General features: G+C 71.5%; 26 protein-coding genes and 2 tRNA genes. 14 read left to right on the forward strand and 14 right to left on the reverse strand.

Going from position 1 to position 22980, the window contains the following annotated elements; all coding sequences use genetic code 11:
* Positions 1-36: 36 nt before the first annotated feature.
* The gene (locus BJ983_RS00300; protein ID WP_179791966.1) at positions 37-954 is read left to right on the forward strand and encodes an alpha/beta hydrolase; all 918 of its coding nucleotides are present in this window, start codon (positions 37-39) and stop codon (positions 952-954) included.
* 127 nt (positions 955-1081) lie between these two features.
* Here the strand turns inward: BJ983_RS00300 and BJ983_RS00305 are convergent, their stop codons facing one another.
* A complete protein-coding gene (locus BJ983_RS00305) occupies positions 1082-1285 on the reverse strand; it encodes a cold shock domain-containing protein (RefSeq protein ID WP_179791967.1) in 204 nt (67 codons plus the stop codon).
* Between the two features lie 205 nt (positions 1286-1490).
* Positions 1491-1564 (reverse strand) — tRNA-Gly (locus BJ983_RS00310).
* A 614-nt stretch (positions 1565-2178) separates the two neighbouring features.
* Here BJ983_RS00310 and BJ983_RS00315 point away from each other — a divergent pair.
* Positions 2179-2255 (forward strand) — tRNA-Pro (locus BJ983_RS00315).
* An 85-nt stretch (positions 2256-2340) separates the two neighbouring features.
* On the opposite strand, the gene BJ983_RS00320 is transcribed toward BJ983_RS00315, so the two are convergent.
* Genes BJ983_RS00320 through BJ983_RS00350 form a run of 7 tightly spaced genes read right to left on the reverse strand, consistent with a single transcriptional unit; the run spans position 2341 to position 6335 of the window.
* Complete coding sequence (locus BJ983_RS00320; RefSeq protein WP_179791968.1) at positions 2341-3567, reverse strand: tyrosine-type recombinase/integrase; 1227 nt, start codon at positions 3565-3567, stop codon at positions 2341-2343.
* Positions 3567-3749, reverse strand: a complete 183-nt coding sequence (locus tag BJ983_RS00325) for a helix-turn-helix domain-containing protein (RefSeq protein ID WP_179791969.1) — start codon at positions 3747-3749, stop codon at positions 3567-3569. Before BJ983_RS00325 ends, BJ983_RS00320 begins: the two co-directional genes overlap by 1 nt.
* A 3-nt stretch (positions 3750-3752) precedes the next feature.
* Entirely contained in the window at positions 3753-4109 is a 357-nt protein-coding gene (locus BJ983_RS00330; protein ID WP_179791970.1) for a hypothetical protein, read from the reverse strand.
* The gene (locus tag BJ983_RS00335) at positions 4106-4333 is read right to left on the reverse strand and encodes a hypothetical protein (protein ID WP_179791971.1); all 228 of its coding nucleotides are present in this window, start codon (positions 4331-4333) and stop codon (positions 4106-4108) included. Before BJ983_RS00335 ends, BJ983_RS00330 begins: the two co-directional genes overlap by 4 nt.
* Positions 4330-5571, reverse strand: coding sequence for a hypothetical protein (locus BJ983_RS00340; protein WP_179791972.1), 1242 nt, complete (start codon positions 5569-5571; stop codon positions 4330-4332). Before BJ983_RS00340 ends, BJ983_RS00335 begins: the two co-directional genes overlap by 4 nt.
* Positions 5568-5927 carry a WhiB family transcriptional regulator gene (locus BJ983_RS00345; RefSeq protein ID WP_179791973.1) on the reverse strand — a complete coding sequence of 120 codons (360 nt, stop codon included), beginning with the start codon at positions 5925-5927 and terminating at the stop codon, positions 5568-5570. The genes BJ983_RS00340 and BJ983_RS00345 overlap by 4 nt, the downstream gene beginning before the upstream one ends.
* 3 nt (positions 5928-5930) lie before the next feature.
* Positions 5931-6335 carry an RNA-binding protein gene (locus BJ983_RS00350; RefSeq protein WP_179791974.1) on the reverse strand — a complete coding sequence of 135 codons (405 nt, stop codon included), beginning with the start codon at positions 6333-6335 and terminating at the stop codon, positions 5931-5933.
* Between the two features lie 192 nt (positions 6336-6527).
* Here BJ983_RS00350 and BJ983_RS00355 point away from each other — a divergent pair, with 192 nt between their 5' ends.
* From BJ983_RS00355 to BJ983_RS00380, 6 genes are all read left to right on the forward strand, one after another.
* Positions 6528-7370, forward strand: coding sequence for a P-loop nucleotide/nucleoside kinase family protein (locus BJ983_RS00355; protein WP_179791975.1), 843 nt, complete (start codon positions 6528-6530; stop codon positions 7368-7370).
* The gene (locus BJ983_RS00360; protein WP_179791976.1) at positions 7367-7741 is read left to right on the forward strand and encodes a hypothetical protein; all 375 of its coding nucleotides are present in this window, start codon (positions 7367-7369) and stop codon (positions 7739-7741) included. The genes BJ983_RS00355 and BJ983_RS00360 overlap by 4 nt, the downstream gene beginning before the upstream one ends.
* A gap of 195 nt (positions 7742-7936) precedes the next feature.
* Complete coding sequence (locus tag BJ983_RS00365; RefSeq protein WP_179791977.1) at positions 7937-8728, forward strand: hypothetical protein; 792 nt, start codon at positions 7937-7939, stop codon at positions 8726-8728.
* Positions 8729-8764: 36 nt separating this feature from the next.
* On the forward strand, positions 8765-9907 hold the full coding sequence (locus BJ983_RS00370; protein WP_218890026.1) for a helix-turn-helix domain-containing protein: 1143 nt from the start codon (positions 8765-8767) through the stop codon (positions 9905-9907).
* Between the two features lie 580 nt (positions 9908-10487).
* Positions 10488-10820, forward strand: a complete 333-nt coding sequence (cmtR, locus tag BJ983_RS00375; RefSeq protein WP_179791978.1) for a Cd(II)/Pb(II)-sensing metalloregulatory transcriptional regulator CmtR — start codon at positions 10488-10490, stop codon at positions 10818-10820.
* Positions 10817-11518, forward strand: coding sequence for a cation efflux transmembrane domain-containing protein (locus tag BJ983_RS00380; RefSeq protein ID WP_179791979.1), 702 nt, complete (start codon positions 10817-10819; stop codon positions 11516-11518). Before cmtR ends, BJ983_RS00380 begins: the two co-directional genes overlap by 4 nt.
* Before the next feature lie 18 nt (positions 11519-11536).
* Here BJ983_RS00380 and BJ983_RS00385 read toward each other — a convergent pair whose 3' ends face one another.
* Positions 11537-12919, reverse strand: coding sequence for a rep family protein (locus tag BJ983_RS00385; protein WP_179791980.1), 1383 nt, complete (start codon positions 12917-12919; stop codon positions 11537-11539).
* A 560-nt stretch (positions 12920-13479) separates the two neighbouring features.
* Between BJ983_RS00385 and BJ983_RS00390 the strand changes: the two genes are divergently transcribed.
* The 3 genes from BJ983_RS00390 (at position 13480) to BJ983_RS00400 (ending at position 14966) form a co-directional block, all read left to right on the forward strand.
* A complete protein-coding gene (locus tag BJ983_RS00390) occupies positions 13480-13743 on the forward strand; it encodes a hypothetical protein (RefSeq protein WP_179791981.1) in 264 nt (87 codons plus the stop codon).
* A 204-nt stretch (positions 13744-13947) separates the two neighbouring features.
* Positions 13948-14523 (forward strand): isoprenylcysteine carboxylmethyltransferase family protein, encoded by a 576-nt coding sequence (locus BJ983_RS31400; protein ID WP_179791982.1) that lies wholly within the window; start codon positions 13948-13950, stop codon positions 14521-14523.
* Between the two features lie 113 nt (positions 14524-14636).
* Entirely contained in the window at positions 14637-14966 is a 330-nt protein-coding gene (locus tag BJ983_RS00400) for a DUF4180 domain-containing protein (RefSeq protein ID WP_179791983.1), read from the forward strand.
* An 8-nt stretch (positions 14967-14974) separates the two neighbouring features.
* Here BJ983_RS00400 and BJ983_RS00405 read toward each other — a convergent pair whose 3' ends face one another.
* A complete protein-coding gene (locus BJ983_RS00405) occupies positions 14975-15577 on the reverse strand; it encodes a mycothiol transferase (RefSeq protein ID WP_179791984.1) in 603 nt (200 codons plus the stop codon).
* Positions 15578-15696: 119 nt separating this feature from the next.
* On the opposite strand from BJ983_RS00405, the gene BJ983_RS00410 reads away from it, so the two are divergent.
* Positions 15697-16440: a hypothetical protein gene (locus BJ983_RS00410; protein WP_179791985.1), complete on the forward strand. Its 744-nt coding sequence runs from the start codon at positions 15697-15699 to the stop codon at positions 16438-16440.
* Between the two features lie 13 nt (positions 16441-16453).
* On the opposite strand, the gene BJ983_RS00415 is transcribed toward BJ983_RS00410, so the two are convergent.
* From BJ983_RS00415 to BJ983_RS00425, 3 genes are all read right to left on the reverse strand, one after another.
* Positions 16454-17491, reverse strand: a complete 1038-nt coding sequence (locus BJ983_RS00415) for a DUF418 domain-containing protein (RefSeq protein ID WP_179791986.1) — start codon at positions 17489-17491, stop codon at positions 16454-16456.
* Complete coding sequence (locus tag BJ983_RS00420; protein WP_218890030.1) at positions 17479-19548, reverse strand: NAD(+) synthase; 2070 nt, start codon at positions 19546-19548, stop codon at positions 17479-17481. Before BJ983_RS00420 ends, BJ983_RS00415 begins: the two co-directional genes overlap by 13 nt.
* Positions 19549-19627: 79 nt before the next feature.
* Positions 19628-20545, reverse strand: a complete 918-nt coding sequence (locus BJ983_RS00425) for an aldo/keto reductase (protein ID WP_179791987.1) — start codon at positions 20543-20545, stop codon at positions 19628-19630.
* Positions 20546-20731: 186 nt separating this feature from the next.
* Between BJ983_RS00425 and tig the strand changes: the two genes are divergently transcribed.
* Entirely contained in the window at positions 20732-22195 is a 1464-nt protein-coding gene (tig, locus tag BJ983_RS00430; RefSeq protein WP_179791988.1) for a trigger factor, read from the forward strand.
* A gap of 169 nt (positions 22196-22364) precedes the next feature.
* Entirely contained in the window at positions 22365-22970 is a 606-nt protein-coding gene (locus tag BJ983_RS00435) for an ATP-dependent Clp protease proteolytic subunit (protein WP_179797218.1), read from the forward strand.
* Positions 22971-22980: the final 10 nt, after the last annotated feature.

Raw genomic sequence — 22980 nt, forward strand, 5'->3', positions numbered from 1 at the left:
GGGTGTGGTCGCCCGCGGGGCGGGGAAGGCGCCGGTATGACCTGGTGGGACCCGGAGTTCCGGGACGTGGTGGCCGCCCTCCCGAGGAGCCGGGGCGACCTCTCCGATCCGGCGGTGCTCGCGGTGCTGCGCGAGCCGGGACCGGACCCCTCCCCGGAGCCGGACGTCACCTGGACCGCGGGGACCGTGCCGAACACGGCGGGGGACCACCGGATCCCGGTGCGCGTCTACCGGCCCGCGCAGCCGCACCCGAACCGGCCCGGATACGTGCACTTCCACGGCGGCGGGCTCTCCTTCGGGAGCCTCAACACCGAGCACCGACGGTGCGTCGCGCTGTGCCGGGACACGGGTGCGATCGGGGTGAGTGTCGACTTCCGCATGGCGCCCGAGCACCCGCCCGCGGTCATCCTCGACGACGGGTACTCGGTCCTCCGTCGGATGACCGAACAGTCCGGGGCGTACGACGTCGACCCGCGTCGGCTCGCCGTCACCGGCGCCAGCGGCGGCGGGATGCTGACGCTCGCCGTCGCGCAGATGGCCCGCGACCGCGGCGACACGGCGCCCGCCCTGGCGTTGGCGCTCTACCCGAACACCGACGACCGCGTCCTGCCGGAGCACGCCTCGCGGCGCGAGGGGCTGCCGGTGATCCCGGAGGACGCCATCGCGGCGGTGATGGCGAACCTGGGGCCGCCCGCGCCGTACATCGTCCCGAACCGGACCGAGGACCTGCGCGGCCTCTGTCCGGCCGTGCTGCTCGTCGGGCAGAACGACCCGCTGCGCGACGAGGTGGTCGACCACGCCTGGCGGCTGATGCGCGCCGGCGTCACGACGGAGTTGCACGTCCTGCCGGGGCTGCCGCACGCGTTCGACCTGCTCGTGCCGCAGGCCGAGGCCACGCGGCAGGCGGACGGCCTGATGGCCGGTGCCTTCCGGCGCTTCGTCACGGACGCGTGAGCGGGCGGAACGGCTCCGGACATGCGAAAGGGGCTGCGGGCCCACGGGTATGAGGCATGGGTCCACAGCCCCTCAGCGGATCGGGCGGCATCGCCTGGATGGCGGCGCCCGACCGGGTCGGTGCGAGCTAGAGCGCCTGCACCTGGTCCGCCTGCGGGCCCTTCGCGCCCTGGCTGGACTCGAAGCTCACGCGCTGGTTCTCCTCGAGCGAGCGGAAGCCGCCGCCGGTGATGGCCGAGTAGTGGACGAACACGTCCTTGCCACCGTCGTCAGGCGCGATGAAGCCGAAGCCCTTCTCCGCGTTGAACCACTTGACTGTTCCTTCAGCCACGAATCCTCTTTCAGGTCGAGCTCCTCGCGGGCGATCTGTCCACGAGCGTTGCCCGACGCCGGGGCACGGTCGAAGGAGACGTTCCTCCAACTGTGCTGACCAGGGCCGTTGTCACATCATCCACGGCACCGCGCACGGCGAGGAAAACGAGACTGCAACAGGGACCACGCTACAGGAAAGGGTCGAGGCGGCCCCGCGGAGGGTGTGGAGCGGGCGACGGGAATCGAACCCGCGTAGCCAGTTTGGAAGACTGGGGCTCTACCATTGAGCTACGCCCGCGATGGTCCGGCACCCCGGACCGTGCTCACCGTAGCCGATACCCGACCGGCCACGTACCGCCGGGCGCGCAACCCAGGACGCTCGTGTCGAGCGCGGGTTGCCCTCCCGGGTGAATCCCGGGGCTACTGGATCGTTCAGTAGACGCTCTGTCACGGTGCAGTCCTTGGCGAACAGCTCGTGAACAGGTACACAAGCGCGGTCGACGGACGCGATGGGTGCGGCACACGTTGTTGATGTGTGACGCTCACCTGGTACTTCACGGTAGGTCCGCCGATGCGTGAACCATGGCCGTACAGGCCGATGAGAGCGACCGGAAGGGACCGGAGCATGGACACGGAGCGCGACACCAGGGTCATCGACACGGACGAGGACCACATCGTCCGCGGGCTCGACTGACCCCAGTACGACGACGGGTGCGGACGACGGTGTCCGCACGGCCCGTCCGCACGACCACTCCGGCCGGAGCGGCGACCGCCGCCCGACCGTCGAGGAGCCGGTGACCCGCGACGCCAGGGCCACCGACCGCCGACCGACGCCCCGGGGCGACCCCCCGGAGTCGGCGTCGTCGCACGGGCGTGAGCCCACCGGGCCGGGCGCCCTACACTCGGGGCAGACGGGGTGTAGCGCAGCTTGGTAGCGCACTCGCTTTGGGAGCGAGGGGCCGTGGGTTCGAATCCCGCCACCCCGACCAGACACGACCAGCACGGACGCCGCTCGCGCCGTGGCGGCGGCGGTCCCGGACGGGGCCACTGCACCCATTCCTGCACCAACGGGGCTCACGCCTCGCCCTCCTCGTCCTGCCAGTCGATAGCGTCGAGTGCCTGACGCATCGCGTCGAGGTTGGTGTGCGCGTAGATCGACATCGTGACGTCGAGGTCCGCGTGCCGGGCGATCGCCTGGACGACGTGCGGGGGAGTGCCGAGGTCGAGCAGGAGGCTCACCACGGTGTGCCGCAAGTCGTGGAGCCGGACCGTCGGCATCCCGGCACGGACCCGCAGTGCGGAGAAGTCGCGATTGAGCGCGCGCGGCTCGACCGGCGTCCCGAGCTTGGTGGCGAACACCAGACCGTGGTCCTGCCACAGCACGCCGGCCTCCGTCCGCTCCGCCGCCTGTCGGTCCCGGTGCGCGAGGAGTGCTCGCCGGGTGACCTTGGGCAGCGGGATCGTCGCCTCCGACGCCCGGGTCTTGGTCGCGTCGACCACCAGCCGGCCGCCGACCCGCTGGACCGTCTGCACGACGTCGAGCGTCGCGGCCTCGAAATCGAGGTCCCGCCACCGCAGGCCGAGCAACTCACCGCGCCGCAGCCCGAGCGTGGCGGCCGTGACGTAGAGCGCGTGCCAGCGGGTGTTCTTCGCGGCGTCGAGGAGCGCGCGGGCCTGGGCGACGGTGAGGCCCTTCCCGACGCTGTAGGTGGGCGTGGGGACCACCACGAGCTTGGCGACGTTGCGCATGATCAGCTCGTCGCGCTCGGCGTTCGAGAGGCCGTTGCGCAGGACGGCGTGCACGAACTGGACCTGGCGGACGGTCGGGTGCCGGCCACAGCACCGGCCCGCCGAGCAGCACTGATCCTTGGCGGCCCGGTGCTTGTCGTAGCCGTTCGCGCAGCACAGGCACTTGGCTCGGAGACGAGTGAGGAACTGGCGGACGTCGGCGCCGGTGAGGCGGTCGAGGCGCTTGCCACCGATCAGCGGGGCGATGTGCAGCCGGACCGCACTCTCGTAGCCCCGGTGCGTCGTGGCGCGCTTCTCGACCCGGACCCGGTCGAGCCACAGCTCCAGGTACTCGCTGACGGTGTACGAGCGGTCCGGGGCCGGGATACCCGCCTGGTCGTCGGCCTGGAGCTTGACGAGCTTCTTCCGCGCCTCCTCGTGCGTCTTCCCGTAGACCCGGCGCCGCTTCACCTCGCCCGAGGTGGTGTGGACGTACGCGGCACCGACCCAGAGCCCGTCGCTGGACCGCTGGAAGATCGTGCCCTCACCGTTGACCTTCCGTCCCCGGGCCATCAGGCGACCTCCTCGCCGAGGAGAGCCGCGACGTACGCCTCCAGGGCCGTGCGAGGCACGCGGCGCGAGCCGCCGATCTTCACCGAGCGGAGGGCGCCGGTCCGCATGAGGTCATAGACCTTGGCCCGTCCGACGCGCAGCGCCTCCGCGGCCTCTTCCGGCGTCACGAGCAGGTTCTCCATGGGTCAGTCCTCCGCGATGACGAGGCCGATGTGCCCCAGGTGGACCTGGGTCGTGGCGAGCTGGACGGCGACGAGGTCGACATAGCCGGTGGCCTCGGCGAGGGCGTGGGCGGCGGCCTGGAGGGTCGCTGCGGGGTTGTTGCCGCGGTCGTCGAAGTAGCGGCCGGGCGCGCGCTCGACGGAGCGGCCGAGGAACCCGAACAGCTGCGGGAGGCGGCGGACGAGGTCGTCGAGGTCGCCGACGAGGTCGTAGACGTCGGGGACGGTGACGGTCTCGCGGAATGTGGCGTGGTTGGCGGCTCGGAGCGCGGCGGAGGCTTCCTCGGCGCGCAGGCGCAGGAGCCGTGCGTTGTCGGTCATCGTCGGACCTCCTGCGGGACGGTGGCGGCGCGTTCGGAGGCGTTGCCGAGCTGGCGGGCGAACTCGGCGGTGCTGCTGGTGACGGCGGGGCCGAGGGCGGGGATGGCGGCGAAGAGCAGGCAGACGGTGACGACGCCGGCGAGGACGGCGGGGCCGGCCTTGTGGCTCTTGGCGAGCAGCGCGGTGACGAGGGCGGCGATGAGGACCAGGGCGAGCGGGCTCATGCCGCTCTCCGGCCGTCGCGGGCGATGCGGTCGCAGAAGGCGCCGTACCCGCCGACGTAGGGCGCACGGAGCCGAACGCAGTCCTCGCCGGGGGCCGACAGGTAGGCAATGCCGGGCTCGGTGTTGGCGTGCTCCGGGCCGAGGCGGCGGGCGTCGTCGCCGTGCAGCATCGCCAGGGACTCGGCGGGGACGCGGAAGGAGAGTCGGACGGCGAACTGGTCGCGGGCGTAGCCGCCACCGACGGCGTTGGCCTCGAACCGCTGGGCCAGCATCAGGACCCGGAACGCGGCCTTGCGGCCCTCGGAGAGCAGGCGGAGGACGGCGGAGGTGATGCGCTCGGCGAGCTTGCGGTCCTTCGCTTGCGCGGCGCGGAGCAGGCCGGGGAACTCCTCCAGGACCACCAGCACCAACGGCGTCTGGACCGTCGGGGCGATGTTGTCGACGCGGGGCGGCATGGTCTCGAGGCGGTCGTCCATCCACCCGACGAGCCGGTCGAGGTGCGCGGCGTGCGCGGCGAGGTCCTTCGAGCCAGTGATCTGCCAGGGTCGGTGGGCGGTGCCGTTCCAAGCGCGACCGAGCAGCAGGCCGGTGATGTCCGAGCCCGCGATGACGACGTCACCGGCGGCCGCGAGCTGCGCGAGCAGCCCGTAGGAGAGCTGCGACTTCCCGGACCCGTTCTGCCCCTGCACCGCCACATGACCGGGCGAGGCCAGCGCGTGCTCCACGAGGGCGCCGTCCTCGCGGCGGCCGAGCAGGATCGGGTCGTCGGCCCGCCCGGTGACGGCGTGGGGGAGGGCGAAGGTCGAGGCGAGCGGGTCGGCGTCGAAGAGGACGACGCGGACCCATCGGCCGGCCATGGGCTGGACGCGGAGCCCGGCGAAGCCGAGGGAGTGGGCGAGGCGCAGTGCGTGGGCTTCGATGTCGGTGGGTTCGCCGCCGGGCATCAGCTCGACGGTGAACGAGGTCCCGGTGGGGGTGAGGCGCAGGCCGCCGAAGCGGGGTGTGCGGACGGTGAGCCCGGCGGCCGCCGAGATGTACTGGCAGAGCCCGACTCCGGTGCAGGCTTCGCGCCACAGTCCGCGCATGTCGGCCTCGAGGAGCCGGTGGGCCTCGAGGCGCTGCTGCTCGGCGACGCGGGCCCGGAGGCGGTTGATGAGGCGGCGGGCTCCGCCGGGGCCGCCGGTGTGCCAGCGGACGGGCTGGCGGGGCAGGAGGGGTCGGGTGCGATCGGTGGTCATGCCGCGTTCCTCTCGGTGCAGCGTGAGCACAGTTCGCCGTCGACGGCGGGCATCGGGAAGAGCAGGGCGCAGGCCGGGCACATCGGGTCGGTGTCGGCGACCGGGTCCGGGACGCCGGCCGAGCGGGAGCGGCGGATGGCGCGCCGGTCTGTGGGAGTCGTGGCGGCCCACAGCCCGTGGTCCTGGCCGGTGTCGAGCGCCCAGCGCAGGCACTCGGTCGCCACGGGGCAGGACGAGCAGATCGGGGCCACGGCGATGCGATGGCGGGCCACGATCACGCTGGAGTCGTCGTCGGAGGCGGGGAAGAACAGCTCCGGGTCGGTGTCGCGGCACGCCGCGTCGGTCTGCCAGCCCACGGGTCACGCCGCCTCGGTCTGCTCGGCGGAGCGGCGGCCGGTGCGCTGCGGCCCGGCAGGGCGTACGGCGTCGGCGGTGAAGGAGACGTCGACGCCCTTGCCGGTGCGCGAGGCCCGGACCTTGACCCGCAGACCGACCAGCTCGACCGGCGCGTACGCGGCGAACTCCGGCTCGTCGGCGGCGGCGAAGCGGACCCCGAACAGCTCCGGGCGCCCGTCGCGGCCCAGCGGGAGCATCACGTCGGCGACGTAGACCCGGGCGCCGGTGACCTCGTCGACCTCCGGCGTCGAGCCGGGACGGCGACCGTTGGCGGTGTCCTCCCACTGCATCACCGCCGCAACGTGGCCGGTCGCGACCGGCGTGTAGTCGGACCCGTCGAGGGTCCCGGTGAACTCGAAGAGCGCCATCTCGTCTGTCTCCCTCTGCTCCAGCCTGATGTATCTCTCTGACTCAGACAGTAACAGACGTGAGCAGACTGAAGCAACTGTTACCTGCGGTGGTGTCCATCTCCGCAGGTAGAGGGCACGACCCTTCTCGCGGTAGCTTGGTGCTGTTACGAACTGAGTCGAGCAGTACGGATCAGAGGAGACGCGGCAGCGATGTCCCAGGCCCCGGAGCGGTTGACCCGCGGCACGAGCGCGGAGTCCATCGCGCGGCACCTGCGGACCGAGATCGAGTCCGGCACCTACCGCCACGAGCAGCAGCTCCCCAGCACCCGCGCCCTCGCCGCGGAGTGGGAGACCAGCGTCGCCACGGTGACCCGCGCGATGCAGCAGCTAACCGCCGAGGGCCTGGTCATCTCCCGCGACCGCTCCAGCCGGGTCGTGAACTACCCGGGCGAGGAGCGTCGAGTTCGCCAGGAGACCGAGGCCCCGACGATCCTCGTGATCGGCGGCTACGCCGGATCCGGCAAGACCGAACTCGGTAGGATCATCGCCCGCCTCACCGGGTGGCCCCTGTTCGACAAGGACAGCGCCACCCGCCCCGTCGTGGAGATGGCGCTGGTGGAACTCGGCAGCGCGCCCAGCGACCGCGAGTCCGACCTCTACCTGTCCAAGGTCCGGCCCGCCGAGTACGAGGCCCTACGGACCCTGACCGCCGAGAACGTCGCCTGCGGCAACTCCGCGATCATGACCGCCCCGTTCATCCGTGAGCTGCGCGACGAAGCCTGGACCCGGCACATGGCCGCCGACGCCGAGGCCCTCGGCGCCACGCTGCGCGTCATCTGGATCAGAGCCGACGCCGACACCATGCAGACCTACATCCGCCGCCGGGGCGCCGCTCGCGACACCCACAAGCTCGCGCACTGGGACGACTACCTGCAGGGCGTCGACCAAGACTTCACTCCGACCCTGCCCTACGCCGTCATCGACAACTCACTGTCCTCCCCGCCGCTGCAGGAACAGGCCCGCGAGCTGCTGACCACATGGGCAGTCCTGTGAGCGACGAGAATTCGGCAGCCGACGAGGCGACGGTCGACCAGATCAGGCGTCGCTACGAGCAGGACGGCCTCATGCTCGCGGGCACCGTCCGCAAGCGCCGGCCCGAGGTCCTGCACCGCGCTGCCGCCCTCGCGGTGGAGGAGATGCAGGCGGGCCCGACGCCGGCCACGTGGGAGACCGCCCGCACCCGGCCGTACGCCACCGACGAGCTGGACGACCCCCGAGACGTCCTCATCGGCCGCCTCGCCGCCATCCTCGGCGTCGTCGACGGCGGCTACCACCCCGCGTCCTACCCCGCCATGCTCTCGGCGGCGAGGCAGTTGCAGGCCGAGCTGTCATCGCTCCGAGCGTCGAACGACGGTCAGGCGTAGACCAACCACTGTGCGCGCTGGCCGGGCCCCTGCCATCACGCCGAGGACTTCTCTACGCCGAGTGCGCCATCCGCTAGGCCGGTTGGGCTCATGGTCCTGCCGCTCAGCCTCGTTCGAGCGCCGTTCAGCGCGCGAATGGGCTTCAGCGGTTCATTTCCAAGCACGATGTCACTGTGCAGGGGTACTCTCGCCGCTGTGACGGAACGTAGCACGGTCGAGACGGTCCTTGCCGAGGCAGGCGTGCTGGCTGGGATGCAGTGGGCTCGATGGTCCACGCATCGGCACGTTCTGGCGCATTACGACCCCGACGCAGGCCATGACCGGGCGTGGCTCGGCACGACCGCCTACGTCGTCTTGCGTGATCGACTCGACCGCGTGTTCCAGTGCGGCGGCTACCAGCCTCCGGCTGAGGATTCGGAGGCCGGCCGTGACGTCCTCGGTGCTGGACTGGGTCCGGGAGAGCTGGACGCGATGCCAACGATTCCGGCTGGCCGTGTCGCGCGAAACGGGCTCAATGGTTCTCCGGGATGGCGATATCAGGGATGGCGCTTCCTGCTCATGTCCTTCGATCCGGGCGGCATCGATCGTGTCCCGTGGCCCGAGAAGAGTCACACGAAACGACGGGTGGCGTCTGCACCCGATCCGGAGCAGTTCGGCTTCATCGTCGACGCCAGCGGATCGCTGGTGATGCCGGAAGAGTCAGCTTCCGGAGTGGAACTGCCGGGCGGGGTTCAGACTCTCGTCGCCGCGCACGCGCTTAATCCCGAGACTGCAAAGGGCGAAATCTTCCTCGGACGTCCGCGTATCGGACGCGATGGCGAGGGGTGCTGGCACTGGCGGTTTGCGGTGCACGGCGACGGTGGACCGGGTGACCCCTTCGGTCACCGACCCGTAGAGCCCGGGCCCTTGGGCCCCGACACTTCTGATTCCGATGCTGCCGATCTGCCTCTGCGGCTTCGGGAGAACCCGAAAGAAGGGCAGGCGTAGCGCGCGCCGTACAAGCAAGGACGGTAAGGTGCCCCCATGAAGTTGGCTGACGTGGCACGCGTTTTTGACGGTGAGCGACTTACGCTTGCTCGTCACCTCGCCGGCCTGCGCAAGAACAAGCTCGCGGAAATGGTCGGCAGGACTCCTACGGCGGTCGCCGCGTACGAGAACGGGACCAAGCGGCCGTCACCCGATGCGGTTGGTCAGCTGTCTCTTGCGCTAGGGGTCGACCCTGACTTCTTCTCAGCCGGAGGAGGCTCGCGACTTTCGGGCGGGCCTCCTCATTTTCGCTCTCTGCGAGCAACGACGCAGGCAGCCCGCGATCAGGCACGAGCATATGGCCTTGTAGCCGCGGACGTGGCTGAAACACTCGAAAGGCATGTCGAGTTCCCGGCTCTCAATCTGCTCGATGAGCCTGTTGCGTTGGACGAAGAAGATGCTGCTGGTACAACGCCAGAGGACTGCGCACGGATTCTGCGGGAGCAGTGGCGGCTCGGCTCAGGTCCCGCGCCGCACCTTGTTAGACTATTGGAGGGCAACGGCGTTGTTGTAGTTTTCAGTCCGCCCCAAGTTGCCAGTGTCGACGCTTACTCTTTTGGTTCGTTTGGTCGTCCTGTGGTTGTGCTGAACCCAGCCAAAAGGGATTACTATCGCCAGCGTTTTGACGTAGCTCATGAGCTGGGACATCTCATCATGCATAGCGACGCAGAGCCAGGAAGTAAGATCGCCGAATCGCAAGCCAACAGGTTTGCGTCAGAGTTCTTGATGCCTGAATCATCTATCAAGCCTTTGCTTCCCGTTAAGGTGAGCTGGCCTAGAATGCTTTCCCTCAAGGAGGAGTGGAAGGTGAGTCTCCAAGCACTCCTTTATCGTTCTAAGTCTCTGGGCGTATTGACTGATTCGGCCCACCGAACCGCGATGGTCTACATCTCCAATCAAGGCTGGCGGCGGCAGGAGCCTGGCAGGACTGCGCAGGTGGAGCAGCCCTCGCTTCTGCCGGCGGCGTCATCACTTTTATTGAGTTCAGGACGTACGGAGCATGACCTCGCGGCGGAATGTCGCGTCCCTCGAAATCTCCTGCGAAGCGTTATTGCGAGGGCGCCAGAGGACGACGGGGCCCTCAGTTACCTCGAAGAGGGCGGCAAGGTGTACTCGCTCGTCGGCTCAGTCGAGTCGTAGGTCGCCCGGTCGCACCAGTTCAGCGTCGCCGCAGACTGGTTCGGCCGTACCTACGGGCAGGTGTTCACCGGCTGGGGCCTGGCCGGGCACGCAACCCCCCTGTCCTGACGCCCCGGCGTCAAGGGGAGGCGCAACGCCTGGCACCACGCTCTGCCGGTGCTGCGTGAGCCCACGAAGCGCCGTTTCATCGTGTACTCCGATTGGCTCCCGAGCTCGGCTCGCCGCCCCCCACGGTAGGCGGCGGGATGTCTGTCGCCTTCGACCGATGCGGCTCCCAGATGCACTGTCCAGCCCGCACGGCGGCATCGAAGATCGTCGTGAGCGCGACCTCAGCTGCGGGCCCGCCGAGGTGGTCGAGCAGGTCGGCTAGAGCCGCGCGGCACGCAGGGCTCAGTGGCTCGCCATCACGCAGCACGGCAGCGGAGCGTCGGAGGCGTTCGCCCTCGGCTCGACGTACGGCTCGGGCTCGGGCGGACATGGGGCGCACCGAATCACGATAGAACACATGTTCGATCGAGATCGACCTGCACGTTCCCTCTGTGGGCCCCGATTAGTCACGGACGGCTGTACAGTTCAGCCTGTGCTGACTAGTGAGACGCGTGAGGCCGCACTTGCGCGGGTCGGTCGGGCTCTGGCCGACCCAACGCGATGCCGCCTGCTGGTGGCTCTGCTCGACGGGCCCACCTATCCCGCCCGGCTCGCCGTCGACCTCGGGCTCTCCCGATCGAACGTGTCGAACCACCTCGCCTGCCTCCGCGGGTGCGGGCTGGTGGTGGCCTCCGTGGAAGGCCGACAGACCCGCTACGACCTCGCCGACCCCCACCTCGCTTCGGCGCTCCGAGAACTCGCACGGGTCGTGCTCGCCGTCTCGATTACCGACGCGTGCCTCGACGAGGCGGACGCCCTGGCATGAGCACCGACGAGTCCTCCCCTCGGTCGCTGCCGCTGGCCCCGGTCGCCGCCTGCGAGAAGCCGTGTTGCACCGAGTTTGTGCAGCAAACTGCGGTCGACCAGGAGCGGCGGGCCGTCCTCGCCCGACGCGTGCGGCTGCTGGTCGCCGCGACGATCACCTACAACGTGATCGAGGCGGTCGTCGCCATTTCGGCGGGCACTGTGGCGTCGTCGTCGGCGCTGATCGGCTTCGGCCTGGACTCCGTCATCGAGGTCGCATCGGCGACTGCGGTGGCCTGGCAGTTCGCCGGCCGAGACCCCGAGGCGCGCGAGCGGGTGGCGCTGCGGGTCATCGCGTTCTCGTTCTTCGCGCTGGCGGCCTACGTGACCGTCGAGTCGGTGCGCACTCTGCTCGGCGCCGGCGCCGGCGACCCTGAGCCCTCGACCGTCGGCATCGTCCTGGCCGCGCTGAGCCTGGTGATCATGCCGTTCCTGTCCGCTGCGCAGCGCCGCGCGGGCCGCGAACTCGGCTCGAACTCCGCGGTCGCCGACAGCAGGCAGACGTTGCTGTGCACCTACCTCTCCGCGGTGCTGCTGCTCGGTCTCGTCCTCAACGCACTCTTCGGCTGGAGCTGGGCCGACCCGGTCGTCGCACTCGTCATCGCCGCCGTAGCGATCAAGGAGGGGCGGACGGCATGGCGCGGCGAGCACTGCTGCTGACACCGCGTCCACGCTTAATCAGGGTCGTCGGAGTACGCCCCGGGCGTCGTCGCGCCACCCGTAGGGCTGGATGACCGCGCTCGGTGGACCGTCCCCTGGGGTTGCGACGAACCACCTCAACCCCCGGCTGGTGAGCCAGGTGCGAGCGCCGTCGAGCCCGTCGTGTTCAGCGGCGGCGAGAAGCTCGGTCTCCTGTCGCTGGGCGGTGATCCGGGTCCAGGTCTCGCGGGGCAGGGCGATGCGCTCGTCGGCGTCCTGGTCCTCGGCGGCGATCTCCTCGTCGGTGGCCTCCCTGCCGAGCCCGGCCAGCGCCCGTAGGTCTCGGCGGCCGGTGGACCAGGTGAGCTGGCGGCGGCCGTCGGAGGCGGACTCCCACTCCCACCAGCGGGCCATGTCGCCGGCCTCGTAGGTCTCCACGGTGTCCCCGAGTAGCTGCATCGGGGTCCGCCCGCCGTGGCGGTGGCCCTCCTTGCGGTGCCCGGAGGTGACCTCGTGGGCCATCTTGGTGAAGTAGTCGGCGAGGTCGCCGTCGCCGAGCTGCGCCCGACGCAGGTCCCACCCGTGCTCGGGTGAGGCGGAGAACCCACGCCGACCCAGGGCCCGGGACCAGCGCCCGAACACCCGCGGACCCAGGGCGGCGCGGGCGAGGTCGGCGGAGACCTGCTCGCGGAAGCAGAGCAGGACATGAATGTGGACGTGCCACCCGTTGACGCCGTGGGTGACCTCCACGGCGCGGGCCCAGCCGAGCAGGCCCCCGAATCGCTCGGAGTCGGCCTGCCAGCCCGCGCCCGAGGTGACCGAGCGCCAGGCGTAGGACAAGACGTCCCAGCAGCCCTCCGAGGCGACGAGCGCCGCGAGTTCGTCGTCGTCGGACGCGGCCTGGTCGACATCGACGTCCCAGCCGTTGCGACGCGCGATCGAGCGGGACCAGACGCGGTCCTCCAACTCCTTGCGCCGGGAGCGTTCGGTGCGGGTCAGTCCGAGGCGGTCCCCGCGCACGTGGCGCATCGTCAGCGTCAGCAGGAACGCCGAGCCGCCGAGATCGTCCACGGTCCGCATAACCGTGGCCAGGTCGTCCGCGCGCCGGGCCGCGATCTTGGCGGCGCACACCGGGCAGGCCCACACCGATCCGCAGGTCGTCAGACCGCCGTAGGCCGCCGACCGCCTACCGCCCGAACCTGTGACCACGCCGAGAGTCGCGCCGGACTCGCTGGTGGTCGACAGCCCGCAGGTGCGGATGCGCCTCAAGCCCGTGAACCGGCGCAACGACCGGCGGCGCTCCCACCGTGACGCCCGGGCCGACTGGGCCTGCACCAGCTTGTCCGGCGTGACCTGCTCGGCGAGGTGTCGGCGGTCGGGGCGAAGAGTTGTTACCCCTTTACCGAGAGGCGCCCCGCTCACCGGGCATCACCAGCACGAACGTGGGCCGGCGCTGGCGCGCCGGGGGTGCCCGGCCCCTGCGGGCCGGGCACGCCACCCCTCCTGTCTTCGACCCGGGGCGCGCGCCCACCCCGCGGTCCGGACACCCGCACGGCAGACGCAGCGACGACCACCACCGCGCGGGGGAGTGCCATTGGGAGCTGGGGGTGCCTCCGGCGGCCAGGCGCTCCGCCCTGGACCAGGACACCGGCCTCAGGAGAGACGGCGACGAGCTCGAGCAGGCCCGGCACCAGGGGGAGGTGGTGGTCGGGACGGGGTCTCACCCACGACGACGCGCCCCAGGGCTGCCAGACCGCCCGCACAGCCGCAAGCGCCCACCAGGCAGCCGTCCGCCAGCCCCGAGGCACGTGGGCGCTTGCACCCGCACGACCGGCCCGGCAGGGCAGAGCCCGCGCCGCCGAGGGAGAGACCCCGAAGCGGTCCCGTGCGGAACGGTCGAGGGCACACCTCGTTGGAAGACCCAGAACGTCGGATATCGACCTCGATGCGAGTCGAATCCGATTGACCACGGGGGGAACTACATGCGTCTGCTGCTTGCTGTCCTGTTCATCGCTGCGACCGCCTCGGCCTGCGGGTCGGAGCCGCCGCCCAAGGTCTGTTCGGACCTCCAGGGAGCGAACGACATCACCGCGATCGCGCAGGTCGTCGACGATGTTGCTCCGGGCCACGATTACGTCGCGAACGAGCTGCAGGCCGAGGGCGTGGTCAACAAGAGCTGCCCGGACCAGGGCTACAAGCTCCAGCGTTATCGCGAGCAGGTGATCAACCCGGTCGTAGGCGGGTAGCGGTCGCACTCGGTGCACCAGAACTGCACCAGTGCTGTACCAACCAAGCCCGTGCGAGCTGGTCCGGCTGCTCCTCGCGCCCTTCTCGCCGGACGGTCTCAGACCGATGAGCGCCCGGAACCGGCACTTTGGGAGCGAGGGGCCGTGGGTTCGAATCCCGCCACCCCGACCACGACACTGTCAGCCACGCCTACGCTCCGGGCTGTGCGCCGGACGTTCGCCGACCTTCTCCGGGCCGGCCTCGGGGCCGGCGGTGCCTTCGCCGGGATGTGGGCGATGGAGCGGCTCCGCCCTCCGGTGACCTCGGACGACGCCGGTGCGCCGGAGAACCAGGTCGGCATCGGTGAGCTGACGCGCGCGTACTTCTTCTCCGCCGGCGCGATCGCCGTGAGCCCGCTGCTCGCCGACGGGGTCCGGCTGCCCCGCTGGTGCGGTCCCGTCGGCATCGCCACGCAGCTCGGCGGCTTCGGGCTGCGGGTGTGGGCGATGCGCACCCTGCAGGGCCACTACGCCCACACGCTGCGGGTGGTGCCCGACCAGTCCGTCGTGCGCATCGGCCCCTACCGGTACGTCCGGCACCCGGGGTACGCGAGCGTGCTGCTGCTCTGGCTCGGGGCGGCGGTGAGCGCGCGGAACCTCCTGGCGCCGGCACTGACGCTCGTCGCGGTCGGCACGGCGTACCGCCACCGGATGGACGCCGAGGACGCCCTCCTGCGCCGGGAGCTCCCCGGCTACGCCGAGTACGCGGCCACCACCCCGCGGCTGCTGCCCCGACCCTGACGACGGAGGCCGCGCCCGGCACCCGTCGTCGGGAAGGCAGAGGGGCGGGAGGCTCCGCCAGGAGCGTGGAAACCGGTTGCCGCGCAGCCGGTCCGGGGCTGGGATCGACGCCCGTGGACAACGTGCTGACCCTTCCCGACGACGGGCCGCTGCTCGACGGCGAGCGCGCGGCGCTCGACGTCCTGGGCCACGCGTTCGGGCTGGGCGCGCACACGGTGGTCGTGCCCGTGGCCCGGCTCGCCCCGGACTTCTTCGCGCTGCGCACCGGGATCGCGGGCGCGATCACGCAGAAGTTCGCGCAGTACGGGGTGCGGCTCGTCGTCGTGGGGGAGCCCGCGACGACGGCCGGCCCCGTCGCGGACTGGACCCGCGAGGCGAACCGGGGCCGTGACCTGTGGTTCGTCGCCGACGAGTCGGAGCTCGAGGCACGCCTGCGCCCGTGAGCCCGTGGCTAGGACGACGGCGGGTGCTCACGGGCGCGCAGCGCACTGCGCTCCAGCCGCGCCACGTGACCCTGCCGCTGCGCGGCGGCCGCGAGGCCCAGGTTGTCGTTGTCCCGACGTAGGCCCACCGCGCCGTCCACGAGCTCGCGGGCGACGTCGGCGTGGCCGCCGTGGCGGTTCGTCTCGGCGATCATGTGCACCAGGATCTGGTGCAGCGTGACGGTGGCCCGTTCGTCCGGCCAGTGCGGGACCCGGCCCTCGGCGTCGAGGTCCAACGCGTCGATGGTCGCGTCGGAGTGCTCGGCCACGCGCGCGTAGAGCCCGACGACGTCCTCGCGGGCCTCGCCGGCCGGGACCCACAGGTCGGCCTCCGGCTCCGGGTGCGCCTCGAACCAGCCGACGGTCTCCGCGAACGGCCGGTCGAACACCTCGCCGAGGTAGCCGGACTCGACGATCGCGAGGTGCTTGACCAGCCCGAGCAGGTTGGTGCCGGTCGGGGTGAGGGGCCGCCGGACGTCGTACTCGCCGAGCCCCTCCAGCTTCCAGACGACGGCGTCCCGCGCCTGGGTCAGGTACCGCTGCAGCGTCGTCTTCGGGTCCGGGGCGCTCACGGCTCGTCACAGTAGGGGGAGCCACCCCACCGGGAACGCGACCGAGCGCATGAGGCATGGTCGCGGCGGCGGCACACGTTCGTGCCGACCTCCGCGACGAAGAGGAGCAGGGACCCGCGATGACCGAGGGACGCACGAGCGTCGGCGAGCCGGACGCGGAGGTCGAGCGCACCTCGACGACGCCGGAGGCCACCGAGGCCACCGAGGCCACGGACCCGACGCCGGAGCCGACGGACACGACGCGCGAGGTCACGGACCCGGAGCGCACCGACGGCGAGGACGCGACCGCACCCGCCGTCGGGAATGCCGAGGACCCGCAGCCCGGCGACACCGTCGCCGCGGCGACCCTGCCCGGCGAGCAGGACAGCGCCGACGAGGGTCGCCACAGCGCGCCCGAGGCCGGCGAGGACGACTGGGCCGACGCCGAGGACAAGGCGTACAAGCGCGAGCTCCGCAAGGGCCTCGCGTTCGGGACGGCGGGCGGGCTCGTGCTCGGCGCGATCGTCGCGCTCCTGCTCGGCGCCTTCGTCTACCCGGGCTACCTCGGCGGGCCCGGCAGCCCCGACGACACCGCGAACCAGGTCGTCACCGCCCTCGCGGCGAAGGACGCGCCCGGCCTCGAGCAGCTCTCCTGCAAGGGCCCCGACGGCAACTCCGTGGCGCAGCTGTCCCCGCAGGTGCTGCAGCTCATCGGCTCGGTGAAGCCCTCGGGTCCGACCACCACGGTCATCGACACCGAGGCTCGGACGCCGGTCGACCTCACGCTGAGCTACCAGGGCCAGACCCAGACGCTGCCCTCGGAGATCGTCCTGGGCCAGGCGCAGGGCTCGTGGTGCCTGAAGGGGCTCGCGCAGCGCCAGTAGGACGTGCGAGCGGCTACGTCGCGCCCGCTGCGCCCCGCCGCAGCGGCGCGCGACGTCCCCAGGTGACGCAGCGCCAGCCCCACTCGACCGGGCCGTGGGTGAAGGCGCGCAGCCAGAGGCGGCTCCAGACGATCTGGACGACGAGGATGCCGACCGTGAGCGCCGCGATCGCCGGGGCGTCCGCGGTCGAGTCGATCCCGAGCAGCGGCCCGAGCGCCAGGAACAGCACCGTCGCGGCGAGGTAGTTGGTCAGCGCCATGCGGCCCATCGGGGCGAACACGTCGGTCAGGACGGGTCCCACCGGGGTGTGCAGGAGCAGGAGCACGGCGCAGCAGAGCGTGATCGCGGTGGCGACGGCGGCCAGCGACGGGAGCAGGTCCTGGGTCCCGCCGAGCCCGCCCCCGACGAGGTTGACCCGGGGGAGTCGGGCGCCGGTCAGCGCGAGGACCACCCAGGCGACGGTCAGCGCCCCGGCGACCGCACCGACGACGGCGACCCGTCCCGGACGGTCGGTGAGATGCTCGGCGACGCCCACCCGCGCGAGGGCGAAGCCGAGGATCAGCAGTCCGACGATCAGCCCGAAGGACTCCTCGATCTGGGGCAGGACGAGCACCGCCGCGACCCCGATGACCAGGCACTCCCACCGGCCCGCGACCGACAGCGGCAGCAGGACCGCCAGCCCGACGAGGGCGTAGGGGAGCAGTACCTCCCCCTGGTGGACGAACTGGTGGAGGGCCCCGATGGCGGCGAGGGCCACCAGCCGCCGGACGAGCACCACGCGCGGGCGCGGGGTCCGGGCGGCAGCGCGGGTGAGGAAGAGGCCGAACCCGACGCCGAAGAGCAGCGCGAAGATCGTCAGGAACCGCTCGAAGAAGATCAGCTGGACGGCGAGCGGGAGCGTTCGCTCGCCGGTCCCGCGGACCCAGACGAGCTGCTGGTAGATGTTGATCACGAGGATGCCGCACAGGGCGACGCCCCGGAGGACGTCGAGCGCGACGATGCGCGCGCCGGGTGTCCCGACCCCGACCGGCGTCCCGGTCAGCGCGGCCATGCCTCCGGGACCTCACGCGCGATCTCGTCCAGCCAGATGCGGGCGGAGGAGTCCGACGGCGCGCGCCAGTCCCCGCGCGGCGAGAGCGACCCGCCCGCTGAGACCTTCGGGCCGTTGGGCACCGCGGAGCGCTTGAACTGGGCGAACTGGAAGAAGCGCTGGGCGAAGACCTCCAGCCAGTGCCGGATCTCCGGGAGGTCGTAGGCGACCCGGTCGTCGTCGGGGAACCCGGTCGGCCAGTCCCCGTCCTCGGCGTCGTGCCAGGCGTGCCAGGCGAGGAACGCGACCTTGGACGGCCGCGACCCGTGGCGCAGGATCTGGAAGAGCGTGAAGTCCTGCAGGTTGTACGGGCCGATCTTCTGCTCGCTGGACTGCACCGGGGCGTCCTCGGTGGCGGGCACCAGTTCCGGGGTGATCTCGGTGTCGAGCACCGACTGCAGGACCTCGCCGACCTCGTCGTCGAACTGGCCCGAGGAGATGACCCAGCGGATCAGGTGCTGCATCAGGGTCTTCGGCACGCCGCCGTTGACGTTGTAGTGCGACATCTGGTCGCCGACGCCGTAGGTGGACCAGCCGAGGGCGATCTCCGAGAGGTCGCCCGTGCCGAGCACGATGCCGCCGCGCTGGTTCGCCGCCCGGAACAGGTAGTCGGTGCGCAGGCCGGCCTGGACGTTCTCGAAGGTGACGTCGTACTGCGGCTCGCCCTGGGAGAACGGGTGGTCGAGGTTCGCGAGCATCAGCCGCGCGGTCTCGGTGATGTCGATCTCGGTGAACGAGACACCGAGGGCCTCGCACAGCCGCTGCGCGTTGCCCTTGGTCCGCTCGCCGGTGGCGAAGCCCGGCAGCGTGAAGGCGAGAATGTCGCTGCGCGGCCGGTCCGCCCGGTCCAGCGCCCGCGCGGCGACGATGAGGGCGTGGGTGGAGTCGAGCCCGCCGGACACCCCGATGACGATCTTCGGCTGCCCGATGGCCCGGAGTCGCTGCTCGAGACCCGACACCTGGATCGAGTAGGCCTCGTAGCAGTCCTGCTCGAGCCGCGACGGGTCGGCGGGGACGAACGGGAACCGCTCGACCTCCCGCCGGAGCCCGAGGTCGCCGTCCGCGGGATCGAGCGTGAACTCGACCGTGCGCCAGCCCGCCAGCCGGTCCGCGTGGGCCCGGCGGTTGTCGTCGAACGTGCCCGTGCGCAGCCGCTCGGACCGCAGCAGCCCGAGGTCGACGTCGGCGACGGCGTGCTGCTGACCCTGGGGGAAGCGCTGCGTCTCGGCGAGCAGCCGGCCGAACTCGTGGATCGAGGTCTGGCCGTCCCACGCGAGGTCGGTGGTCGACTCGCCCTCCCCGGCGGCGGCGTAGACGTACGCCGCGGCGCAGCGTGCGGAGGCGGACCGCGCGAGGAGCTGGCGGTCCTCCGCGCGCCCCACCGTGATCGGGCTGCCGCTGAGGTTCGCGAGCACGGTGGCGCCCGCGAGCGCGGCCTCCGCGCTGGGCGGGACCGGGACGAACATGTCCTCGCAGATCTCGGCGTGCAGCACGAACCCGGGCAGGTCCGTCGCCGCGAAGAGGAGATCCGGGCCGAAGGGCACGTCGGCGCCGAGCAGGCGGATCGTGCCGCGCTGGTCGTCGCCCGCGGCGGCCTGACGGCGCTCGTAGAACTCCCGGTAGGTCGGCAGGAAGGACTTCGGCGCCACGCCGAGCACACGGCCCCGGTGGAGCACGACCGCGCAGTTGTACATCCGGTGCCGGTGGCGCAGCGGGGCACCGACGACGAGGACCGGGGTGAGCGCGGCGGTCTCCTCGACGACGCTGCCGAGCGCGGACTCCACGGCGTCGAGCAGCGTGTCCTGCAGCAGCAGGTCCTCGATCGAGTAGCCCGAGAGCGTGAGCTCCGGGAACACGACCAGCGCCGCCCCGTCGTCGTGACAGGTCCGAGCCATCTCGACGACCGCCGCGGCGTTCGCCGGTGGATCGGCCAGCGACGTGCGCAGCGTGGCGGCCGCGACGCGGGCGAACCCGTGGCGGTAGGCGTTCCTGAAGTCGTACGAGCCGATGCCGGGCAACGCTGGATCCCTCCCCGGTGATCACTGGGACGTCCGGAGTGTGCCCGACGGGTCCGACATCGACGCCGGAACTTCTCCGCTACACCCAGGCCATGGCGCGCCGCGCCGTCCAGTACTCGTCCGCCGGGCGGGCCAGGTCGCCCAGCGCCGCGAGGTCGGCGTCGGTCAGGGACACGGGCGCGAGGTTCGACCGCAGCTGCTCCGGGTCCGCGGCGCCGGAGAGCACGACGTCGACGAAGGGCTGCGCGGCGATCGCGGCCAGCGCCACCGCGTCCGGCCCCACGTCGTGGGCGTCGGCGACCGCGGCGAGCGGAGCGGGCGGGTCGACCACGAGCCGCCCGTTCGCGACGCCCTCCTTCACCAGCACGAGCACCCCGGCGTCGTGGGCCTCGGCGAGCGCCGGGCCGACCGAGGTCTCGAGCAGGTTCCACGTCGACTGCACGGCGGTGAACAACGGCGCGCCGTCGACCTCGAGGGCCAGGCCGCGGCGCACCGCGTCCGCCTGGTCCGGGCCCGACGTCGAGAAGCCGAGGCGGACCCCGTCGGCGCGCAGCCCGGCGAGGGCCTGCTGCAGCGGCCCGTCGTCGAACAGCGGCGAGTCGGTGGTCAGCGAGTGCACCTGGTAGAGGTCGGGCACGCCGAGCACCTCGCGGGTCTGCGCCCACTGGGTGCGGAAGTGCTCCAGCGAGTGCTCCTTGACCTCGTGGACCTCGGCGTCCGGGTCCCAGTCGGCGGTGTAGCGGTAGCCCCACTTGCTCGAGACGACGGCATTCCGACGCCGGGTGGGGTCGGCCGCGAGCCACCCCGCGAGGAACTCCTCGGCCCGGCCGTAGGAGCGGGCGACGTCGAACCGGCGGATCCCCGCGGCCCACGCGGCGTCGAGGGTGGCGTGCGCGAGTGCCCGCAGCTCGTCGACCGAGCGGTGCACGCCGTCGCGGCCCACGTTGACGTAGGTGGGACGGCCCAGCGCGGCCAGCCCCAGGGCGAACTCCGTCATGTCCGCAGCCTAACGACCCAGACCGTCGCATCCGTGCTGGTCAGGGCCGCCACCGCAGGATGTCGGGGGGCACGTCTAGACTCGCGACCAACGCCCGGGCGGGTGTCGACGTCGAGGCCCGAACGGGTCACCGCCGTACGCCCCCGGTCGCGATCTGCAGAAGTCCCGCCCGGAGGAGAACGAGCTGTGAAGTCCACCGTCGAGCACCTGTCGCCGACGCGCGTCCGTCTCGCCGTCGAGGTGCCGTTCGACGAGCTCAAGCCGACCTTCGACCAGGCGTACAAGAAGATCGCCCAGCAGGTCCGCGTCCCCGGCTTCCGTCCGGGGAAGGCTCCCGCCCGCATCCTCGACCAGCGTCTCGGGCGCGGTGTCGTGCTCGAGGAGGTCGTGAACACGGCCGTCCCGCAGAAGTACGGCGAGGCGGTCGGCGAGGCCGAGCTCAACCCGCTGGGGCAGCCGGAGATCGAGGTCACCTCGATCGACGACGGCGACAAGATCGCCTTCACCGCCGAGGTCGACGTCCGGCCCGAGATCACCCTGCCCGACTTCTCGACCATCTCGGTGTCGGTCGACGCCGCCGAGGTCACCGACGAGGACGTCGACGACCAGCTGAAGGGCCTGCAGGCGCGCTTCGGCACCCTCACCGGCGTCCAGCGGCCGGCCGCGAAGGACGACTTCGTGGTCATCGACCTCGCGGCGACGGTGGACGGCGAGGCCCTCGAGGAGGCCCAGGCCTCCGGGATGAGCCACCAGGTCGGGTCCGGCCAGCTCATCGAGGGGCTCGACGAGGCCCTCGAGGGGATGTCCGCGGGCGACGAGAAGACGTTCACCACGAAGCTCGTCGCGGGCGACCACGCCGGCGAGGACGCCGAGGTCACCGTCACCGTGTCGCAGGTCAAGGAGCGCCAGCTCCCCGAGGCCGACGACGAGTTCGCCCAGCTCGCCAGCGAGTTCGACACGCTCGACGAGCTGAAGGCCGACCTGCGCGAGCGGCACGGCCGGGTCAAGAAGATGGAGCAGGCCGGCCAGGCGCGGGACAAGGTCCTCGAGGCACTCCTCGAGGCCGCCGACATCCCGGCGCCGCAGGGCGTCGTCGACTCCGAGGTCGAGGTCCGCGCCCACGAGGCGGTCCACGAGTTCGACCACGACGAGGACAAGCTCACCGCCTACGTCGAGTCCCAGGGCCAGACCCGCGAGGAGTTCGACGCGGAGCTGCGCACCGCGGCCGAGCAGGCCGTGCGCACGCAGCTGCTGCTGGACGAGGTCGCCGAGAAGGGCGAGGTCCAGGTCGACCAGCAGGAGCTGATGGAGCGCATCTTCATGCAGGCGCAGCGCTTCGGCATCAGCCCCGAGGAGTACATCCAGCAGGCCCAGCAGGCCAACCAGCTCGGCGCGATCTTCGCCGACGTGCGGCGCGGCAAGGCGCTGGCCTCGGTCGTGCAGGCCGCCACCGTGCTCGGCCCGGACGGCGAGCCGGTCGACCTCTCCGAGCTCTTCGGCACGGCGACGCCGGCCGAGGGCGAGGAGGCGGCCGACGCCGCGGAGGTGGCCGACGAGACCGCCACCGTCGCGTCGGGCTCCGACCAGGACGAGGACGCCGTCGTCGAGGCGACCGACACCACCGACACCGAGGCCGCGGCCAAGAGCTGACCGACGCCCGTCACGGGTCCGTGTGCTCTGAGCGAACGCGGCCCCGTGACGGACGATCGGGGCTCTCTCGATCGTTAGGGTCGATGGCAGCGCTGCGTCAAGTACCCCCAACACCCAAGGAAAGCAGGGACAGGTGAGCCAGCACCTCTCCGACCCGTCCGGGGCGGTCATGCGTTCCGCCGGCGGGTCGATGACGCTCAACGACTCGGTCTACGAGCGCCTTCTCCGGGAGCGGATCATCGTTCTCGGCCAGGAGGTCAACGACACCATCGCGAACCAGATCTCCGCGCAGCTCCTCCTGCTGTCCGCGGAGGACCCCAAGTCGGACATCCGGCTCTACATCAACTCGCCGGGCGGCTCCGTCTCCGCGGGCATGGCGATCTACGACACCATGCAGTGGATCGAGCCCGACGTCTCCACCGTGGCCATGGGCCTCGCGGCCTCCATGGGGCAGTTCCTGCTCTCGGCCGGCGCCCCCGGGAAGCGCTTCGCGCTCCCGCACGCGCAGATCATGATGCACCAGCCGTCGGGTGGCCTCGGCGGCACGGAAACCGACATCACGATCCGCGCGGAGTCGCTGCGCAAGCTCAAGCGGCAGCTCGCCGAGCTCATCGCCGAGCACACCGGGCAGAGCTTCGACCAGATCACGGCCGACTCCGACCGCGACCGCTGGTTCGACCCGTACGAGGCCAAGGAGTACGGCTTCATCGACCACGTCGTGAGCCGGGCGAGCGACGCGAGCTCGAACGGCAACGGCAACGGCACCAGCGCCTGAGGAGACGCAC

The organism is Actinomycetospora corticicola, from assembly GCF_013409505.1.
GTDB lineage: Bacteria > Actinomycetota > Actinomycetes > Mycobacteriales > Pseudonocardiaceae > Actinomycetospora > Actinomycetospora corticicola.